Below are 18,264 nucleotides of genomic sequence, written 5' to 3'. Positions count from 1 at the left end.
AGGGCTTTTTTTTTGTCCTCTGCTTACGCGTGCCGGCGAGCACTCATGAAACCGTGTCGGCCGGCCGCGGTAGAATGGCGCGATGCTGGTTCTTGGAATCGAATCCTCTTGCGACGAAACGGGTATGGCGCTGTACAGCACCTCTGCTGGCGGCGCCCTGCTCGCGCACGCCCTGCACTCGCAGGTACCCATGCACCAGGCCTACGGCGGGGTGGTGCCAGAACTCGCCTCGCGCGATCATATCCGGCGCGTCGTACCCTTGCTGCGCCAGGTTCTTGCCGACAGCGGCCGCTCGCTGACCGACATCGACGCCGTTGCCTACACTCAGGGACCGGGTCTGGCGGGCGCCTTGCTGGTCGGTGCGGCCTTTGCCGAAGCGCTGGCGACGGCGCTCGAGCGGCCAAGCGTGCCGGTCCACCATCTCGAGGGCCATCTGTTGTCGCCACTACTGTCGCGCAGGCCGCCGCGTTTTCCCTTTGTCGCTTTGCTGGTTTCTGGCGGCCACAGCCAATTGATGCGCGTTACCGCTGTCGGCGAGTACGAGTTGCTGGGAGAAACCCTCGACGACGCGGCTGGCGAGGCCTTCGACAAGACCGCCAAGCTGCTCGGCCTGGCTTACCCGGGGGGGCCGGCGCTGGCCGAGCTGGCCGAACGGGGTCGCCCGGATGTGGTGAAGTTGCCGCGCCCGATGCTCAAGTCCGCTGATCTGAATTTCAGCTTCAGCGGCTTGAAGACCGCGGTGCTGACCAAGGTCCGCGAGCTGGCGACGATCAGCGAGCAGCAGCGGGCGGATATTGCGCGTGGTTTCCAGGATGCGATCGTCGAAGTGCTGGTCAGCAAGGCGCTACGCGCGGTGGCCTTGAGCGGTCTCAAGCAATTGGTTGTCGCCGGCGGCGTCGGCGCCAACCGTGAACTGCGCCGCCAGCTCGACGCGCGCGCCGGGAAGGCCGGAATCGCGGTCTTTTACCCAGAACTCGAATTCTGTACCGACAACGGCGCGATGATCGCCCTGGCCGGCGCCTTGCGTTTGCAGAGCGCCAATTCCGACATGGCCGGAAAAGTGGCCGGCGCTTTTGCCGTGCGGCCACGCTGGCCGTTGCATGGCGTTTAGCGCCTAACGCGGGCTCTTTGATCGCGTTGGTTTCACTGGCTTCGCTGCTTTCACTGACGTGGTGTCGCTGGCCGGCGTTTGCGTCCTGCCGCCAATTTTTGGCTCGCTGCCAGCCATCAGGCGCTGCAGGTTCGGCCAGTGCTTGCCGATCAGCGTCATCGAAATGATGCCGATGGCCAGGACGATGCCATCCTTGCCCCAGGCGAGAATGGCGAAAACGGGTGCTGCCGCAGCCGCCATCAGCGCCGCCAGTGACGAGTAGCGCGAGATCAAGGCGACGAACAGCCAGGTGCCCAGCGTCGCCAGGCCCAGCCAGAGGTTGATCGCCAGCAGGACGCCGGCCGCCGTGGCGACGCCCTTGCCGCCCTTGAAGCTGAGGAAAACAGGGTACAGGTGACCAAAAAAAACCGCCAGCGCGACCACTCCAAGGGTGTAGTCGGGCAGACCATACTGCGCCGCATAGTGGCTGGCAAGAAACACTGCCAGCCAGCCCTTGCCGGCATCGCCGATCAGGGTGAATATCGCCGCACCCTTGTGGCCACTGCGCAGGACGTTCGTCGCACCGGGGTTCTTCGAGCCATAGCTGCGCGGGTCGGCGAGGCCGAACAGGCGACTGGCGACCAGTGCGAAGGAGATCGACCCCAGCAGATAGGCAGCCAGGACGGCAAGGGCGGTAAGCAGGGAGGGCGGCATAGGGGTAAAGTGGGTCGTCGGACGGTCGGTGGCGGCTTGGCTGCTCGCTTGCTCAGATGGTCGGCGTGGCTCTGGGTTAGAATGCGCACACTCCTCGTCGCGCGGCAGACTGCGCGACCAGCCCGGGATTCTACACCGACCTGACGCCACGCCGCATGGACATCATTTTCATTGACGCGCTTCGCGCTTCCACGCTCATCGGCATCTACCCGCGCGAAAAGGCGATGCCCCAGACGATAGAAATCTCGTTGCAGATCGGCACGTCGACGGCCAGCGCCGGCGCCAGCGACGATATTGGTGACACTATCGACTACGCGATGGTCGCCGAGCGCCTGCGCAGCGAGTTGGCAGCGCGCCACTTCAATCTCCTCGAACGGCTTGCCGAATATGTGGCAACGCTGTTGCTCGAAGACTTCGGCGCCACCTGGGTGCGCGTCTCGATCGCCAAACTGGGCATGATGAGCGGCGTGCAGCGCGTCGGCGTAATCATCGAGCGCGGCGCCGCCGCCTGATCGACCCACAGGTCCGTGCTGCGCGCGAGCCGACAACGGCCCGGCTCTTCGTGCTCAGAAGCTCAGGTTCATGCCGGCGTAGATTGAGCGTCCCATACCTGGCACGGTGGTCCCATAGAGCATTGGCCTTTGGCCAAGATAGGCGCCGCCGAGTGGCGAATCGTAGAACCTGTCGAACAGATTGTCGACGCCGAGATCGACGCGCAGCTGCTTCCACTCGTAGCTGCTGCGCAGGTTGAGCAAGCCGTAGCCGCTGGTCGCCACTTCGTTGCGAACCTGTGACACCAGCGTCTTGGCGGCGACGAATACCCCTTCGATGGTGTTGGTCCACGCGCCTGACTGCTGCACCAGAGCCAGCTTCGCGTTCATGGGCATGATGTGATAGAGATTGTCGTCAGTCTGCGAATTCCTTCCGCGCACATAGCTCAGCACACCGGTCATGCTGACATTGCCGAGCGCGCCACTTCGTAGCACAGGCACACGGGCGCTGGCGTCAGCTCCGTACAAGCGCGCCGTCTGATTGGCGAACTGCAGGTAAACGAAGTTGTCGGTGCGCGTCAGGTTGCTTCCCTGGCACGGTGACATGCCGCTGCCACCTGAACAGCGCACTGCGTCGACGTAATCCTGCACGTAGGTGTAGTACGGCGTGAGGCTGAAATTCCACTGCTCGCGCGCCGCGTCGTGCCAACTGGCCGTCGCGCTGAGCGTATGCGCGACTTCTGGATCCAGGTCAATGTCGCCGACGTAGCCGTTGCCGTCGCCGAACCAGTTGACCATGTTCATGGCCATCGGGTTGTTGCTGGACCAGGCGTAGCGTTCGTAGAGATTCGGCGAACGCGTCTTGCGCGCATAGCCCGCCTCGTAGGTTTCTTCGGCAGCGGGGGTGAAGCGCAGCAGGGCTGCGAGATCGATGTTGTGATCCGTCTTCTGGCGATCGCTGGCGTTGAAAGCGCCGGGAATCGACGCCGGATTCTCCGGATTGCCGTAGAACAGCGGGTTGTAGCCTTGCACGTCGCCGGTATCCATGCGCACCGTGCTGCTGCGCAGCCCGAGCTGCGACAGCCACTGCCGATCCCAACGTGCTTCCCATTCGCCATAGACGTCGAAGCGGTCGCGCTGGCCGTCGTTGATGTTCCAGAAAGTTGAGCCTTTCATGCCCGCCATCGGCATCGCCACGACCGGTGAGATCGGATCCCACCAGTCGTCGAGCCGGTAGCGCTGATACTCGGCGCCGACGCGGAACAAATCGCGCTCCGAGGAAACGATCTCCGCCTTGAGCTGTGCGCCGGTGGTTTTCCCGCGCGTGTCCATCGGCATGCCGGCCAGGTTCTGCATCGGACCGCTGGTTTCCAGCTTGTCCTCAAGGAAATTCATGGTGTGTCGTGTGTCTTGGTAATAGGCGCGCGCTTCCAGAGAACCCCAATCGTACTGACCCAGATAGCGGGCATTGACCTGATTGCTGGTGTTATCGGTCATGTCCATGCGCTGATTCGGGAAGCCCTGATACGGAATATGCTGGTAGCCATACTTGAGCTCGAAGAGATGTTCGGCGTAGCGTAGCGCCAGGCCGAGCAACTGATTCTCCGACTTGTACAAGGACGATCCCACTTCATCGCCGGAAAGCCATTCCGAGGTTCCAGCCGACAGTCCGGAAGGCTTGAACTTTCCCCCTGCCTGGTAGTTGTCGGCCTGCGTCGTCGAGCCGGAATAGTTGAGGCTGAGCATCTCGTTGGCGATCGTCGCCGAGAGATTGGCGCCGCGAGCGTTGCCGTTGCTGCGATAAAAAGCACCGGCCTGGCCTTTGTGCAGAGTGTCTTCGCCAGCTTTGGCAAACTCCGCAGGCGCCGAGTTGACCTGAATGGTTCCGGCAATGCTGTCGCCACCGGCGCTGACCGGCGTTACGCCGGCAAACAGCTTGATGTTATCGACGTTGGTGGGGTCGATATACGAAAGCGGTGCGTTCATGTGGTTAGCGCACGAGGAGATCAGGTCCATGCCATCAACCTGAATGCGGATGCGGTCGTCAGCCAGGCCGCGAATCACCGGCAGGCTGGAAACGCCACCGGCGCCGTAGCTGCTGACACCGGGCAGTGCGTCGAGCAGTCTTGCGCTATCGCTGGTCGATGCCCGGTAGGGTGCGATGCTCGCCGCGCCGAGCTGGCTGCTGTCGAGCGGCGCGCCGCCTTCGATGCGTGCTGCCGTGACCACTACTTCCGACATGACCGGCGTGGCCGCGTCTTCCTGCGCCACGGCGACCTGCCAGATGCCGGGCAGTGCCAGTGCTGCTGCGACCGCATTGGCGATCACTTTCCTGTCCCGCTTCATTAGCAACACTCCCTGAATGATTTTCTTGTGCGGGCATTCTAGGGAGTGATGTTGCAGCGCGGAATGTGGCAAATCGCCGCATAAGGCTGGAAAGTAGCGCAGCTCGGTTTGGCCGCCGCCAACCTGCGCGACGAATGCAGCTATATCTTCTTGGCAGCAGAACGACGCTCAGGGCAGCGTCATTCCGACAGTCCACATCATGCCTGCCGCGCCGAAAAGCACCACCTCCGAACAGAAGCGGTTATAGCAGTAACCCATCGACGGTATGATGGCAGGAGCATACCCGGAGCCGTTCATCGGGATCTTGTCCTGATACTCACCCCGATAACCATGTATGACGCCAGCGGTAAGCTTCAGGTAGAACGGTTGCACCGTCTCGACCGGCCGCCAGAGGAGGCCGCCGTAGGCATACCAGGTAGCTTGGCCAAAGGAGTTGTCGAAACTGGCTGCGCCGACCAGCACCTGACCCTTTAGCCACTGCTTGTCCAGGCGCCACTCGGGGTTGATCAGGGCCTGCGAATTGTCGTGCTCGTCGTCCGGGTCGAAGTGCACCGATGCGATGCTGGTCTGCAGGTAGAAACGGTCGGTTCGCCACGGCTCGGGCGCACTCCAGGCGGTCTTGGCGTCCGCCTCTGGCGGGGTCTGTGCGATGTGTTGCGCCATGACGGCGGGAACGGCCAGTGTCGTTGCCGCCAATGTGGCAATTGTTCGTTTCAAAAACGGCATCATCAGTCTCCCTGCACGCGTCGCGCGGCGGCATTAGTGGCTGGAACGGTGCGAATCGGTTCGATCGCGTAGAAAGTCAGTGCGCCGCCGCAAAAGCAACGCATTTTGCGAGGGTCGAGACGAAAAGGCAGAACGATAGCACGGCTTTCCCGGTTTTGTCAGGCTTGGCGGCGTCCGCAAGGTGCCGGCAGGCGGCACGCAGGCATTGGCGTGGCGCTTAGTCGCCGGCCTTTCGGCCGGCCGTGCTGACCGGCACTGGCTGCTCGATGATTGGCCAGACGCCGCGCGCGCGCGCGCGACTGCCCTCGAAGACCAGCCAGCTCTGGCTGCCGTAGTGCGGCAGTGGGCGCAGCAGGGCGCGCAGAGAGCCGGCGTCGCGTGCCGAAACGACGGCAATCGGCACCTCCGCCTGGCCAGCAATGGTCCATACCTGGGCGCTTCCCTGCTGCTCGAGCTGCTGCGGACGCGGCGGCAAGCCGGTTGCCGTCAACGCCGCATCAACGTCGGCATGCAGGCCGATCATCAATGCCGGGGTCGTCGTCTTGCGCAGATCGCCTGGCGGGATTTCCCGTGGCGCGGCTTCAAAGACCCGTGCGCCCAGCGCTGCTGCTGCCTCGCGCACCTCGGGAGGGTTCGAGACCTGCAGTAGCCGCGGCCCGCGGGCGACGATCCACTGGCGCAGGATCGGCGGCAGTTGCGCGGCGTCGAGCAATCGCCAGAGGCGCAGTTGCGGATCGAGGACGACACTCTGCGCCGGGCCGTCGACTGCCAGAGCGACTTTCTGCTGCAGGCCGTCGATGTCGACGGCACGGTTTTCGGAGCGCTGGCCATAGTTCACTTCGATGGGCAGACGCAGGGCGTAGGCGGGTGCGCTCTGTGTTACTTCGATGGTCAGGCCTGTGCCGCTGGCGAGCGTGCTGGTGCTGGCGCTCTGGATCTGCAGTTTGGGTGCGCCGTCGCGCTCCAGCCACTGCCTGAAGAAAATTGTCAGCGACTGTCCCGACGCCTGCTCGAAGGCTTGCCGCAGGTCGTCCCAGGCGGCGATGCGAAAGCGCTGCTGTTGCCAGAACAGCTGCAGGCCCGCGCGGAACTGTTGTTCGCCGAGCAGGTCGCGCAACATCACGAAGAGCATCGCCGCCTTGCCGTAACCGACCGCCGCCGCCGCGCCGTGCGTTCGCGAGCGGAAGGAAGCCAGGGTCTGCCGGCTGGCCGCCGGTAGCGCCGCGAAATCGCGTAGCCAGCCGAGGCGCATGGCGCGCGCGGCGTCAGCCGATTCGTTTTCCTTGTAAGCGTAATCGGCCATGAAAGTGGTCAAGCCTTCGGCCCAGTTACCTGTCGCATAATCGACGTAGACGCCGTTTCCCCACCAGTTATGGAGGATCTCGTGGCCCAGCGAGGTGGCCCGAATGAAAGGCAGCTTGAGCACTTCGGCACCGAGATAGGTCAGGGTCGGCATGCCGAAGCCGGTCGGCAGCGGACTGGCAACCACCGAAAAGCCACTGAACGGATAGGCGCCGATTTCCCGCCCATAGCGCTTGATATAGGCGCCCGTGTCCTCGAGGTAGGCGTCGGCCAGGCCAGCGATCTCGTCCAGCTCGCGCGTAAAATAAGTGCGCAGGCGCAAGGGTGCGGCGTAACTGGTCGGCATCATCCTCTCGCGAACGATCCACGGGCCGGCCATCAGGTCGATGCCGTCCGCCGGATGGACAAACTCGAAGCTGGCGCGATAGTGATCGCCGGCGGCCGCCGGTGATTCCTCTTCGAGCAGCCGGCCGGCGACCAGCGCGCGTTGCTCGCCGGGGACGCTCAGGCGAACGCGGTAGGTGAACAAAGCCGCTGGCTGTGGATACCAGCCGCTGCCGGCAGGTAGAAAACTACCTTCCACAGCCGCCATCGGCGGCAGTCGCCCGAGTACCTGGCGATGGTCCAGGTGCCCAGCGAGAGCCGGTAGTGTGCCCTGGTATTCGATGCGCAGCGTGGCATCGGCTGTCGGCAATCGTGCCTGCCAGGCGCGCAGATTTCCCTGCTGCCCGGCCGGCCGGAGCACGATCGCTTGCCCGTCGACCGACGCCGTCTCGATGTGCAGGGACTCGTGCAGTGCAAAGCGAAAATTTCGCTCGCCGGGGCTTACCGAGGCGACCACGGCGAGCTGGCGAGTGCCCGGATCGAGAGTGAGTTCGAGTGCCAGATGCGCCGCTGGCACGGGTGGTGCAGCGAGTGCCCAAGCAGGCATCGTCAGCGCCAGCAACGGCAGCAGCAGCGAGCGCAGCGCTTGCCAGCGACTCATCGTTCGGCCGGGAATTTGACGACGATTTCGATTTTTTCGTCGGCGCGCCCGATCTGCAGTGGCAACCAGGTTCCCGGCGGCTGCTGTCGTATCGAGTTCAGCAGCGACGTCAGGCCGGACAGCGGCTGGCCGGCGACGGCGAGGATCTGGTCACCATCCTGCAGACCGCTTTTCTCGGCCAGGCTAGCCTTGCTCACGCTGGCGACCAGTATTTTCCCGTCCTTGCTTTCGAGCGCCACGCCAAGGCGCGGCGGTGCGATCGGCACGAGCGGCGGCGTCGGCACCATGAAGACGGCGTCTGCGAGCCCCGGGTAAAGCTCCTCGCAAGGACTGCTCGCCGCCATCGGCAACAGCGTGCCGATCGAGCGCACGCCGAGATCGCGCAACTGGTGCGGCACACCATGCCCGAAGCGCAGGTGGCCGCTGCCCATGATCCCGACGATCAGCGCTTTGCCGCCGGCCGCCGTCGGCTTTGCCTGAGCGGCGAGCACTTCCGCCATCGCCCGATCCCAGGCCAGCTGCGAGTCTACGAAGTGGGCAAAAGCGGCGTCGCCGGGCTTTGCCTTGGTCGATTTACCGCGCATCGTCGCGTGCTGGCGATAAATCTCGAAGAGGAAGTCGCGGTAGGCGTCCGGCGGCGCGGCCGCCTGGCCGACGCCTTCGCGTTCGGCACGCGCTATTGCCTTCCAGCCCTGGTCGGCAATCTTGCGCGTCAGTTCCTGGTCGATGTTCAAGGCCAGCATCGGAATCCGGTTCAGGCGCGCGAACTCGAACAGTGGCAAATACAGTTCTGGCGGCGTGTTCCAGACTTTTTCCCACTCCGCCTGGCGCAGGAACTCCTTGACGCTCAGTTCGCCGGCTACCCAGCGATCGAGTACCGGCTGCAGGCGGCGGGGAAACATTTCGAAGCCGATGACCATGTCCGGACGCAGCGCGTGCAGCCCCGCGAGCACCTGCAACTGCCATTGGTGGTGATCGGCGTCGTCATGCTGTTCGCCGAGCAGCAGCACCTCGCGTCCGATCAAGTCGGCCAGGATCTGCTGCTTGCTGACCGTCTGCGGCTGTTGATCGGTCAACACCGCCCAGCTGGCTGGTGTCAGACAGGCTTGGGCCTGGGCTCTTGCGTTGCCTGCTGCGCTGCTGTCGGCGACCAGTGCGCCGAGCAGGGTGCTGCCAACAGCTGCAAGCAGGAGCAGCGCGAACTTCGATCGCGGACCGGATAGGGAAGCAAAACGGGCGGCAAAACGGCGAGAAGAGAGTGGCATCATGGCGGGTGGCTCTGCGGGTGGTCCTGGTCGGGAAAGAGGGCCTTGCCCCGCCCTGGGCATGGCGACGCATTGACTGCTGCGGCAGTTAGACCTGTACCGACATCATAGGACAGAAAGCGTTCGCATCGGCAGGCCGCACTTCCCGTCCGGGCATGCCACCGCAGCGGCCAGCGACCAGTCGGTTGGCGCCGCTGCCAGGCCATGGCAAAGGCTGCCGAAAAGCGGCGGAAGCTGCTATCTTCGAAGCATCGCCACCAGAACGGGTAAAGTGCCATGGTCTCGCCCCCCTCCACCCCTGCCGATACACACAGCGTCCGCGGCGCCTGTCCGCACGACTGCCCGGATACCTGCGCCCTCGAAGTGAGCGTCAGCGACGGTCGCGTCGTCAAGGTTGCCGGCGCTGCCGATCACGCGCCGACCGCTGGCGTGCTCTGTACCAAGGTCGCCTTTTACCCCGAGCGTATCTACCACCCGGAGCGCTTGCTCTATCCCTTGCGTCGGATCGGACCCAAAGGCCCTGGCGCGGCTTTCGAACGCATTTCGTGGCCGCAGGCGCTGGCGACGATCGCCGATCGCTATCGCCAGATCATCGCCAGCGACGGTGCCGAAGCGATCGTTCCCTACAGCTACGCCGGCAACTCCGGCCTGCTCGGCTACGCTTCGATGGATCGCCGCTTCTTTCACCGCCTCGGAGCGTCGCAGCTCGACCGCACGATCTGCGCCAGTGCTGGCGCAATGGGCTACCGCGCCAGTATCGGCGGCAGCTTCGGCTTCGACGTCGAGAACGTCGTCGATGCGCGCCTGATCATCATCTGGGGCAGCAACAGCGTCGTCTCCAACCTGCACTTCTGGCGGTTGGCGCAGGAAGCGAAACGACGCGGTGCACGCCTGATCGCCATCGACCCCTGCCGTACGGCGACCGCCGACAAGTGCGACCAGCACATCGCGCTGCTGCCGGGAACCGACAGCGCACTGGCACTTGGGCTGATGCACGTGCTGATCCGCGACGAGCTCCTTGATTACGACTATATCGCCCAGCATACGCTCGGCTTCGACGCCCTCAAGGAGCGCGCGCTGCACTACCCGCCGGCGCGGGTAGCGACGATTTGCGGCATTGACGCCAGCGAAGTCGAGCAACTGGCGCGCGAGTACGGCAGCACGACCCCGGCCGCGATTCGTACCAACTACGGCATCAACCGCACCGCCGGCGGCGGCATGGCGCTGCGCACACTGGCCTGCCTGCCGGCACTTACCGGTGCCTGGCGACACCCTGCCGGCGGCATCCTGCTTTCCAGCTCGGGCAACTACCCGGTCGATAGCGCCGCCCTCGAACGCCCTGATCTGATGCCCAGCCCGACGCCGCGAATGATCAATATGAGCACCATCGGCCAGGATCTGCTGCGCGCCCGGCCGCCGATCAAGGCGCTGTTCGTTTACAACAGCAATCCGGTGGCGATCGCACCGCAATCGGGCGAAGTCGTGCGTGGCTTTGCCCGTGACGACCTGTTCACCGTCGTCCATGATCTCTTCCAGACCGACACCGCCGACTACGCCGACATCCTCCTGCCGGCGACCAGCCACGTGGAACAGCTCGACATCCACAAGTCCTATGGGCACCTGCATATCCAGGTCAATCAGCCGGCGATCGCGCCACTTGGCGAAGCCGTGTCGAATACCGAACTTTTCCGTCGCCTGGCCGGCGCGATGGCTTTCAGCGAAGCGTGCTTTGCCGACTCCGACGAAGACCTCTGTCGTCAGGCCTTCGACTGGAAGGACCCGCGTCTGGCCGGCCTGTCGTGGGAGAAGCTCAAGGCCGACGGACATGCCCGGCTGAACCTGCCACGCGCTACCGCGCCCTTCGCCAATGGCGGCTTCCCAACGCCCTCAGGAAAATGCGAGTTCTACAGCACGGTTCTTGGCAGCGCCGGCGTCGACCCCTTGCCGGACTTCATCGCCCCGCGCGAATGGCGGCAGAGTCCGCTGGCCAGCGAGTTTCCGCTGGCCCTGATCACCCCGCCGGCGCGCAACTTCCTGAACACCAGCTTTGCCAACTCGGCACGTTTCCTGGCCCAGGAAAGGTCGCCGGCGATCCATCTGCATCCGGCCGACGCGGCGGCACGGGGCATCGCCGACGACAGCCTGGTACGCATCTTCAACCGCCGTGGCGAGTTCCAGGCCCGTGCCATCGTCAGCGACCGCGTTCGCCCCGGTGTCGCCATGGCCACCTCGATCTGGTGGCGCAAGCTTTCCCCCGACGGTCGCAACTGCAACGAAGTGACCAGCCAGGCACTCACCGATATCGGCGGCGGCGCCACTTTCTACGATTGTCTGGTCGAGGTTGCCGGCGTCCCGTCTGAAGCGCGACTCGCCGGCTAGCTTGTTGGCCGCCCGGGTCGGCGCTCGGCTGCGCAGAGACGGCCGTACGCTATATCGCGGCAAGTCGCGCGGTCCGCAAGTTTGAGCACGGCCACAAAAAGCTGCAGTAGTAATGTTCGCCGTGACCCCCTCCGTGTGCAGCAATGTGACGCCGTCCGCGGTTCTTGCCATAGCGGCCGCGAGCCTCGGCGTTCTAGCTCGCCAATGCCGTGCGATAGTCACGCGGCGCGGCACCGCTCCAGCGCTTGAAGGCGCGGGTGAACGCGCCTTGTTCCGAGAAGCCGAGCAGAAAGGTAATTTCCGTTACGCTCTTGGTCGATTCCTGAAGGTAGTTTTTGGCCAGTTCATAGCGTGTTTCTTCGAGAAGCTCATGGTAGCTGGTGCCCTGTTCCCGGAGTTTGCGCTGCAAAGTGCGTCGGCTCATGCTCAGGGTATTGACCAGATCGTCTACTCTGGGTTCACCCGAAGTCAGTTGTTTTAGCAGGAAGACCTGGCAGCGCGAAATGAAGTCCTCTTTGCTGTGCGCGGCCAGTTGTTCGGCAAGAATCGCGTCGAAGGCCGCTGCCAGTTCGCGGTTGGCCGTTCGCAAGGGCATTTCGGCGTCGGCAGTGGCGAGTACGAAAGCGTCCTCATCCGCCCCGAAGTGCACGTCGCAAGCGTAGAAATCCTGGTACGGGCGCGGGTCTGCCGGCGCAGGCCGGCGCAAAAAGATGCGCACCGGGTTGAGCTTGCGGGCGAAATTGCTGCGACACATGGCGACGATGAGTGCGAGAGAGTAGTCGCTCATGACGTGTCCGACGACCAGGTCGCTACGGTTGTGATCATAGACAAAACGCAGCCCGTTCGTCTCGTCGACGCAACGGCAGCCCCAACGGTCGCCGATAATGCGGGCATAGCGCTGCATGCGCTGCAATCCCTGCCGCAGCGTGCTGCTCGACAACCACGCATAGCCCAGCACTCCCAGGTTGGACGGATGCCAGCACTCGGCCGCTGCCAGTCCGAAAGCCGGATCGTCGATCACGGCGGCGGCGCGGGCAATGACGACATCGACCACCCAGCTGGGTATTCGCGCGCCGGGCTGTCGTGCCAGTTCCGGGTCCACGCCCAACTCGCGCAGCCACGTGTGAGCTTCGACGCCATGCGCTTCGAGGAGGCGAAAAAGAATCAGCCACGAGCTGGCGAGCGTGCTCTCCTTGGTCATTGATGGCAATCCGCAATGAAGTTGACGAGGGGTTGGCACAAATGGGGTTTAGGTCGTTTCCTGTGGAACGGGCAAGAACGGGGCGAAGGGCGAGGTGGGCAAATGAGTGAGCTTCCCAGCGATAAGGTAGGCCATGGCGATGAAGTTTTCGACGCGGCGATAGCCGCGCGCCCGTGCGCGCGCCTCCTGGAGCGATCGATTCATCGCTTCGACGCGGCCGTTGTGTTTGCCGGCGTTAAAACCGTTGAGTACGCCAGGAAGATGCTTGCTGATCGTCCTGCCGAGGCGCTTGAATGGTTCGAGTCGGCAGCGGCTGGCCCAGCTGAGCCAGCGCTTGAGCAGGGGCGTGGCCTCGTCAGGTGTCGTGGCGGTGGCGTAGATGGAGCGCAGCGCCTGCTTGATCCGCCAGGCCCGTGCGGTCTTGAGGTTCGAGCGCTGCAACCAGTGCATGGTCTCGGTTTGTTTGACGGTCCAGTCGGCGGGCTTCTTGTGCAGGCCCCAGCGGGTGCCCTTCAGTTCGGGTTCGCTCTTGACCTCTGCTCGTCGCACCTCGTCCAGCGCCGTGCTGCTCAGAGCAACGACGTGAAAGCGGTCAAAGCAGACCTCGGCTGCTGGAAAGTGCTCGGCGGCGCCGGCCTGGAACGAGCCGCTCATGTCCATGCTGACATGGGTGATCGCGGTCGGCTGACCACCATGCTCGGTAAGGTCGCTGGCGAACTTCCCGAGCGTGGCCTTGTCCCGTCCCGGCGTCGCAAACAGCAAGCGCTGTGCATCAAGATCATAAAAAACAGAGATGTACGTCTGGCCGCGCTTACTGGCGGTCTCATCGACGCCAATCACGCGAACCTCGGCATGACTTTCCTGCGCACGCGCTTGGCCCACATGATGATTGATCACGCGCCACAGTCTGCGACTGCGCACACGCAGCAGTCGGCCGGCCGCCAGGACCGACATGGTCGGCGCCAGCATCAGCGTCAAAGCCTCGAACAGCAGGGTGAAGCGACTGCCTTCTCGCGCCCAAGGCACGGCGATCTGCGTGACCTTGCCGCAACCGGCACAGGCCACTCGCGGCACCTCGGCATGCAGGTGGGCTTCGTACTGAAAGAAATCCATATGGCGCCAGGAACGCGCCAAGCGGTCATGCAGCGGCTGCGCTGCCGCACCGCAAGCCGGGCAAGCATGATTGGCCGCGCCAAATCGGACCTGGAAATCGATCCGTCCCGACTCTGGCTTGAAGATGACTTCAGCTACCTGCCAAGGAGCAACGAGGCCCAGAGCCTGGGTGAACAGCGTTTCAATCATGAGGAAGAGGCCGCGAGAGGAAAGGCCGCTATTGTCCTCCATGCCGAGGGCGGCAGACTGCCTTCCTCGGCCCGGAGGAAGCGTAAGCGAGCGGGCAGCGATGTAAAGGGTTCGGCTGCGCCCGGACTGCGTCCGCCCTTGACATCGCCGCCCCCTCAAACCGCCAAAACCAGCGCCCGTTCCACACGAAACGACATAGAGCCCACAAATGGTGAAACGAATGGCGCGCGCGGTCAAGGAGGAAGTGGTCGCCATGCCTACGCTGAAGCCTTTCGAATTAGCAGGCTTACCGCAGCTACCCCATTCCGATGCACGACAATCGTCCAGGCCGCGACCCCATCACCGGTTTTCTGAGCCGTTCCTCCGGCCTGCACGCGGCCGCGCGGGCGGTCACCGAGGCGGAGTCGACAGCTAGCCCATTGGCCGTATTGTGGATGGATATCGACCGTTTCCGGCAAATCAACGAATCCTTCGGTCATGCCGGTGGTGACCGTGTCATTGCGCTGGTGGCAGAGCGCTTGCGGCTGGCCTTGAGCGGCGACAGTATCCTTTTGCGCATGGGTAGCGACGAATTCGTAGCCCTGATTCCTTCGGCGGTCCTGCAGATGGCGGCAGAAATCGGGGCGATGTTGCTTGTCGAGATCGAACGTCCGCTGCTTATCGACAATCTGCTGATGCGTCCATCAATAAGCATGGGCATCGCGTTGCACGAAGCCGGTGAAGACTCGCTAAGATTGTTGGAACGGGCTGAGCGGGCAATGCTGGAAGCCAAGCGCCGCGGCGGTAAAAGAGTGGTCGTTTCAGGCGATGAACGGGTCACCGGTCGGCAGGGCGTGCAACTGGCTCGCGAAGAGCTGGCCGTCGAGGGGGATCTGCACCGGGCCCTGGAAAGCGGTGGTCTGTCGCTCGAGTACCAGCCGCTGGTGGGTGTCGACGGCCGTATCGAGGCCGTCGAAGCATTGATGCGCTGCAACCTGCCCCGACGACGCTTGATGCCCGGCAAATTCATCCCGGTTGCCGAGAAAACCGGGCTCATCGTCCGCCTTGGCGAATGGAGCCTGCTGCAAGGCGCGCAATTCGCCGCCCGGCTACGCGACGAAGGAGTAGCGACCAAGGTGGCGATCAACGTCTCGCGTGCCCAACTTACTTCGCGTAGCTTCGCGCCCGCGCTACAGGCGGCGCTGATTTGCGCCAACGTGGCGCCGGCACTCATCGAACTCGAATTCACCGAATCGCTGTTCCTCGATGTTTCGGAAACCGTGCAGAACAATTTGCGCAGCGTTCGCGCGGCTGGCGTCGGGATGGCGATCGACGATTTCGGCTGCGGCTACTCCAGCCTTTCCATCCTCAAGGATCTGCCGGCCAGCAAGCTCAAGCTCGACCGCTCGTTCATCAAGGTTCTGCCGGAGGACCGGCGCGCCTACGCGGTGGTGAAAGCCATGGCCATGCTCGGGCGTGAGCTGGGCATGACGGTGATCGCCGAAGGGGTTGAAACTGCCGAACAGCAGGCGGCTGTCGAGAGCGCCGCGGTGGATGCGGTGCAGGGCTACTTTCATGCCCGACCGATGCCGGAAGAAGCCATGCTGGCGTGGCTGAAGGAGAGAACGACACATGAGTTTTGACACGCAAGCGGGACAAGGCCGGCTCGCCGCGGTGCTCGAGCGAACGATCCGCGACATCGACATTCCTCCGCGACCGACGATCATCGATCGGATTTGCCACGAGATGCGCAAAGATATGCCCAATTTCACGCTCATCGGCCAACAGATCGGCGCCGATGTCAGCCTCGCCGCGGGCCTGATCAAGACCGTTAACTCGCCTTATTTTGGTTGTCGCAGCCGCTGCCGTTCGGTCCAGGAAGCACTGCTCATGCTCGGCCTTGACGCAAGCAGCCGAGCCATCGCCGCGATCAGCCTGCGCCAGGCGTTTCCCGGTTCCGCGCACTACGAGCGCTTCTGGCAGGCGTCGGCCCAGATTGCCGCCCTCTCCGGCTGGCTGGCCCAGACCGTCAGGAAATCGGGGCTGCGCGCTGACGATGCCTACACCTACGGCCTGTTCAGGGATTGCGGCATCGTCATTCTATTGCGCCGTTTTCCCGACTACATGAAGATGCTGGATCGCGCCAACCACGAGGCCGAACGCTCTTTTACCGACATCGAAGAGGATCTGCTGCCGACCAATCACAGCCTGGTCGGCTGTTTGCTGGCGCAGAACTGGTGGCTGCCGGAGGAAATCTGCCTGGCAATCCGCTACCATCACGACCGCGACGTGATCGACCATTTCGATTCCGGTCTACCAGGCGCCAGCCGCTATCTGGTGGCTGCCAGCCAGACCGCCGAGCACATCCTGCAGTACGTCACCGGCGGCAGTCACACCGAAGAATGGCAGAAACTTGGCCCGTCCTGCCTGCGTCTCCTCAACCTCGACGAAGGCAAGTTGACGGAGCTCTACGACGAGGGTGCGGCTCTGATCAAACGTAACGAGTAGCGATTCGAGATCGCTGCTGCGCTCGATCCAGGCCGGGCAGCGTTACGTTCGAGGCTCCAGCGCCAGACGAACAGACGAACACCCCGACCGAAGGGGGCGGCGCCCTTCGAGTAAAAAATGGCCACGCAGGGGCAACAGCCATTTCGCAGGACGTGCGCGCAGCTCTGCGTGTGAGCCAATATTGCCAAGCCGCAACAATGACTTGACCCCACACGTGGCCCCTTCTAAGGTAGAGGCGGTCCTGGATACTGCGGATACTGCGTGGTGGAGCGTCGAAAGCTAGCCACGGCGACAGTCGATAATCACGGAGAACAAAATGACAACGCCCTCGCGCCTGCTTATTCCCCCGCTGCTGTTTCTGGCGCCGGCTCCGACATGGGCCTCCGCAGGGGGGGGCGAGCGCCTTGACCTGACTGCACACTGGGTTGGTTTCGCAGCCCTGGCCATCTTTGGCTTCGCTTACGCACTGGTGATGGCGGAGGAATTCACCCAGCTACGCAAGTCCAAACCGGTGATCCTGGCCGCCGGCCTTATCTGGGCGCTGATCGGCATCGTCTATGCTGGCCACGGCATGAACTATGCCGCAGAAATGGCCGTGCGGCATAACCTGGTCGAATACGCCGAGCTGATGTTGTTCCTGCTGGTCGCGATGACCTACATCAATGCCATGAGCGAGCGCAATGTGTTCGAGGCCCTGCGCTCGTGGCTGATCGAGAAGGGCTACGGACTGCGCAAACTGTTCTGGATAACCGGCGTGCTGGCGTTCTTCATCTCCCCGGTGCCAGATAACCTGACCACCGCCCTGCTGATGTGTGCGGTGGTTATGGCGGTCGGCGGCGAAAACTCCAAGTTTGTTCTGCTTGCCTGCATAAATATCGTCGTGGCGGCAAACGCCGGTGGCGCCTTCAGCCCCTTTGGCGACATCACCACCCTGATGGTCTGGCAGAAAGGGATAGAGACGCCGCAGGGTGGGATCGGTTTCGGGTCCTTCTTTGCCCTGTTCATTCCCGCGCTGGTCAACTGGCTGTTGCCGGCCGCCATCATGTCGATGTCGGTCCCGAACGTACAACCGCGCGGGGGTGGTAAGGTCGTGGTGATGAAACGTGGCGCCAGGCGCATCATTGCGTTGTTCCTGCTGACCATCGCCACCGCCGTCGGCTACCACAACTTCATGTATCTGCCACCGGTCATCGGCATGCTGACCGGCCTGGCCTATCTGCAGTTCTTCGGCTATTACCTGAAGAAAACCGTGTACCGTGAGTACGGCATGACCAGCCGTCAATTCCGGACCGAGTGCAGTCACGACGAGCAGCTGGGCAGCCTGCCGGCGTTCGACGTATTCAACAAGATTGCCCGCGCCGAGTGGGATACCCTGCTCTTCTTCTACGGCGTGGTGCTATGCGTCGGCGGCCTCGGCTTCATTGGCTACCTGGCGAAGGCTTCCGAGCTGATGTATGGCGACTGGGGCGCGACCAATGCCAATATCGCGATCGGTATCCTGTCGGCGATCGTCGACAACATCCCGGTGATGTTTGCCGTGTTGACCATGATGCCCGACATGTCGACAGGGCAGTGGCTGCTGGTGACGCTCACCACCGGCGTGGGCGGTTCCCTGCTGTCCATCGGTTCGGCCGCGGGCGTGGGGCTGATGGGTCAGGCACGCGGCAAATACACCTTCTTCGGCCACCTTAAATGGACGCCGGTCATCGCCCTCGGCTACGCTGCCGGTATCGCTACGCACCTGTGGATCAATAGCGCGATGTTCTAAAGGGCGTTGCAGTTGCGGCCGCTCCAGTGGAAGCCCGCTTGGCACGCTCGCTCGGCGAAAGTGCTACTGTCGCCACTTCCCGGACCAGCAGTGTGGCAACGCGGGCGCGGCAGGACGATGGCGTCGCAGCCGACGAGCTGTTCGGCAACGTCGCCGATGTCGCCTGCCTTGCTCGCCAGGTCATCTGAAAGCGATGGGGAGCCCCTGG

14 protein-coding genes are annotated in these 18,264 nt (G+C 63.5%); 7 read left to right on the top strand and 7 right to left on the bottom strand.

The window, feature by feature from the left end; all coding sequences use genetic code 11:
- Window positions 1–82 precede the first annotated feature (82 nt).
- A complete protein-coding gene (tsaD, locus tag QZ648_RS21490; RefSeq protein WP_169064981.1) occupies window positions 83–1,111 on the top strand; it encodes a tRNA (adenosine(37)-N6)-threonylcarbamoyltransferase complex transferase subunit TsaD in 1,029 nt (342 codons plus the stop codon).
- A gap of 3 nt (window positions 1,112–1,114) precedes the next feature.
- Here tsaD and plsY read toward each other — a convergent pair whose 3' ends face one another.
- The gene (gene plsY / locus QZ648_RS21485) at window positions 1,115–1,804 is read right to left on the bottom strand and encodes a glycerol-3-phosphate 1-O-acyltransferase PlsY (RefSeq protein WP_291998257.1); all 690 of its coding nucleotides are present in this window, start codon (window positions 1,802–1,804) and stop codon (window positions 1,115–1,117) included.
- Window positions 1,805–1,959: 155 nt separating this feature from the next.
- On the opposite strand from plsY, the gene QZ648_RS21480 reads away from it, so the two are divergent.
- Window positions 1,960–2,316 (top strand): dihydroneopterin aldolase, encoded by a 357-nt coding sequence (locus tag QZ648_RS21480; RefSeq protein WP_169068009.1) that lies wholly within the window; start codon window positions 1,960–1,962, stop codon window positions 2,314–2,316.
- Between the two features lie 54 nt (window positions 2,317–2,370).
- On the opposite strand, the gene QZ648_RS21475 is transcribed toward QZ648_RS21480, so the two are convergent.
- The 4 genes from QZ648_RS21475 to QZ648_RS21460 form a co-directional block, all read right to left on the bottom strand.
- Window positions 2,371–4,641, bottom strand: coding sequence for a TonB-dependent receptor plug domain-containing protein (locus QZ648_RS21475; RefSeq protein ID WP_291998256.1), 2,271 nt, complete (start codon window positions 4,639–4,641; stop codon window positions 2,371–2,373).
- Between the two features lie 168 nt (window positions 4,642–4,809).
- Complete coding sequence (locus QZ648_RS21470) at window positions 4,810–5,367, bottom strand: hypothetical protein (protein WP_248595573.1); 558 nt, start codon at window positions 5,365–5,367, stop codon at window positions 4,810–4,812.
- A 217-nt stretch (window positions 5,368–5,584) separates the two neighbouring features.
- On the bottom strand, window positions 5,585–7,654 hold the full coding sequence (locus QZ648_RS21465) for a M1 family aminopeptidase (RefSeq protein ID WP_291998255.1): 2,070 nt from the start codon (window positions 7,652–7,654) through the stop codon (window positions 5,585–5,587).
- Entirely contained in the window at window positions 7,651–8,922 is a 1,272-nt protein-coding gene (locus QZ648_RS21460) for a ChaN family lipoprotein (RefSeq protein WP_291998254.1), read from the bottom strand. Before QZ648_RS21460 ends, QZ648_RS21465 begins: the two co-directional genes overlap by 4 nt.
- A 273-nt stretch (window positions 8,923–9,195) precedes the next feature.
- Between QZ648_RS21460 and QZ648_RS21455 the strand changes: the two genes are divergently transcribed.
- Window positions 9,196–11,298 carry a molybdopterin oxidoreductase family protein gene (locus QZ648_RS21455; RefSeq protein WP_291998253.1) on the top strand — a complete coding sequence of 701 codons (2,103 nt, stop codon included), beginning with the start codon at window positions 9,196–9,198 and terminating at the stop codon, window positions 11,296–11,298.
- A gap of 193 nt (window positions 11,299–11,491) precedes the next feature.
- Here the strand turns inward: QZ648_RS21455 and QZ648_RS21450 are convergent, their stop codons facing one another.
- Both QZ648_RS21450 and QZ648_RS21445 read right to left on the bottom strand, forming a co-directional pair.
- Entirely contained in the window at window positions 11,492–12,499 is a 1,008-nt protein-coding gene (locus QZ648_RS21450) for an AraC family transcriptional regulator (protein ID WP_291998252.1), read from the bottom strand.
- 48 nt (window positions 12,500–12,547) lie between these two features.
- Window positions 12,548–13,843: an ISL3 family transposase gene (locus QZ648_RS21445; protein WP_291996295.1), complete on the bottom strand. Its 1,296-nt coding sequence runs from the start codon at window positions 13,841–13,843 to the stop codon at window positions 12,548–12,550.
- 266 nt (window positions 13,844–14,109) lie between these two features.
- Here QZ648_RS21445 and QZ648_RS21440 point away from each other — a divergent pair, with 266 nt between their 5' ends.
- The 4 genes from QZ648_RS21440 (at window position 14,110) to QZ648_RS21425 (ending at window position 18,244) form a co-directional block, all read left to right on the top strand.
- Complete coding sequence (locus QZ648_RS21440; RefSeq protein ID WP_291998251.1) at window positions 14,110–15,423, top strand: EAL domain-containing protein; 1,314 nt, start codon at window positions 14,110–14,112, stop codon at window positions 15,421–15,423.
- A complete protein-coding gene (locus tag QZ648_RS21435) occupies window positions 15,413–16,288 on the top strand; it encodes an HDOD domain-containing protein (RefSeq protein WP_169068014.1) in 876 nt (291 codons plus the stop codon). The genes QZ648_RS21440 and QZ648_RS21435 overlap by 11 nt, the downstream gene beginning before the upstream one ends.
- A 316-nt stretch (window positions 16,289–16,604) precedes the next feature.
- Window positions 16,605–18,056: a sodium:proton antiporter NhaD gene (gene nhaD, locus QZ648_RS21430; RefSeq protein WP_291998250.1), complete on the top strand. Its 1,452-nt coding sequence runs from the start codon at window positions 16,605–16,607 to the stop codon at window positions 18,054–18,056.
- Window positions 18,057–18,094: 38 nt separating this feature from the next.
- Window positions 18,095–18,244, top strand: a complete 150-nt coding sequence (locus tag QZ648_RS21425) for a hypothetical protein (RefSeq protein ID WP_291998249.1) — start codon at window positions 18,095–18,097, stop codon at window positions 18,242–18,244.
- Window positions 18,245–18,264 lie beyond the last annotated feature (20 nt).

The sequence above is a fragment of the Candidatus Accumulibacter sp. ACC012 genome (genome assembly GCF_907163155.1).
In the GTDB taxonomy this organism is placed as follows: domain Bacteria; phylum Pseudomonadota; class Gammaproteobacteria; order Burkholderiales; family Rhodocyclaceae; genus Accumulibacter; species Accumulibacter delftensis.
Note: the sequence above shows the minus strand (reverse complement) of the source record. Positions and strands in the feature narration are given on the sequence as shown.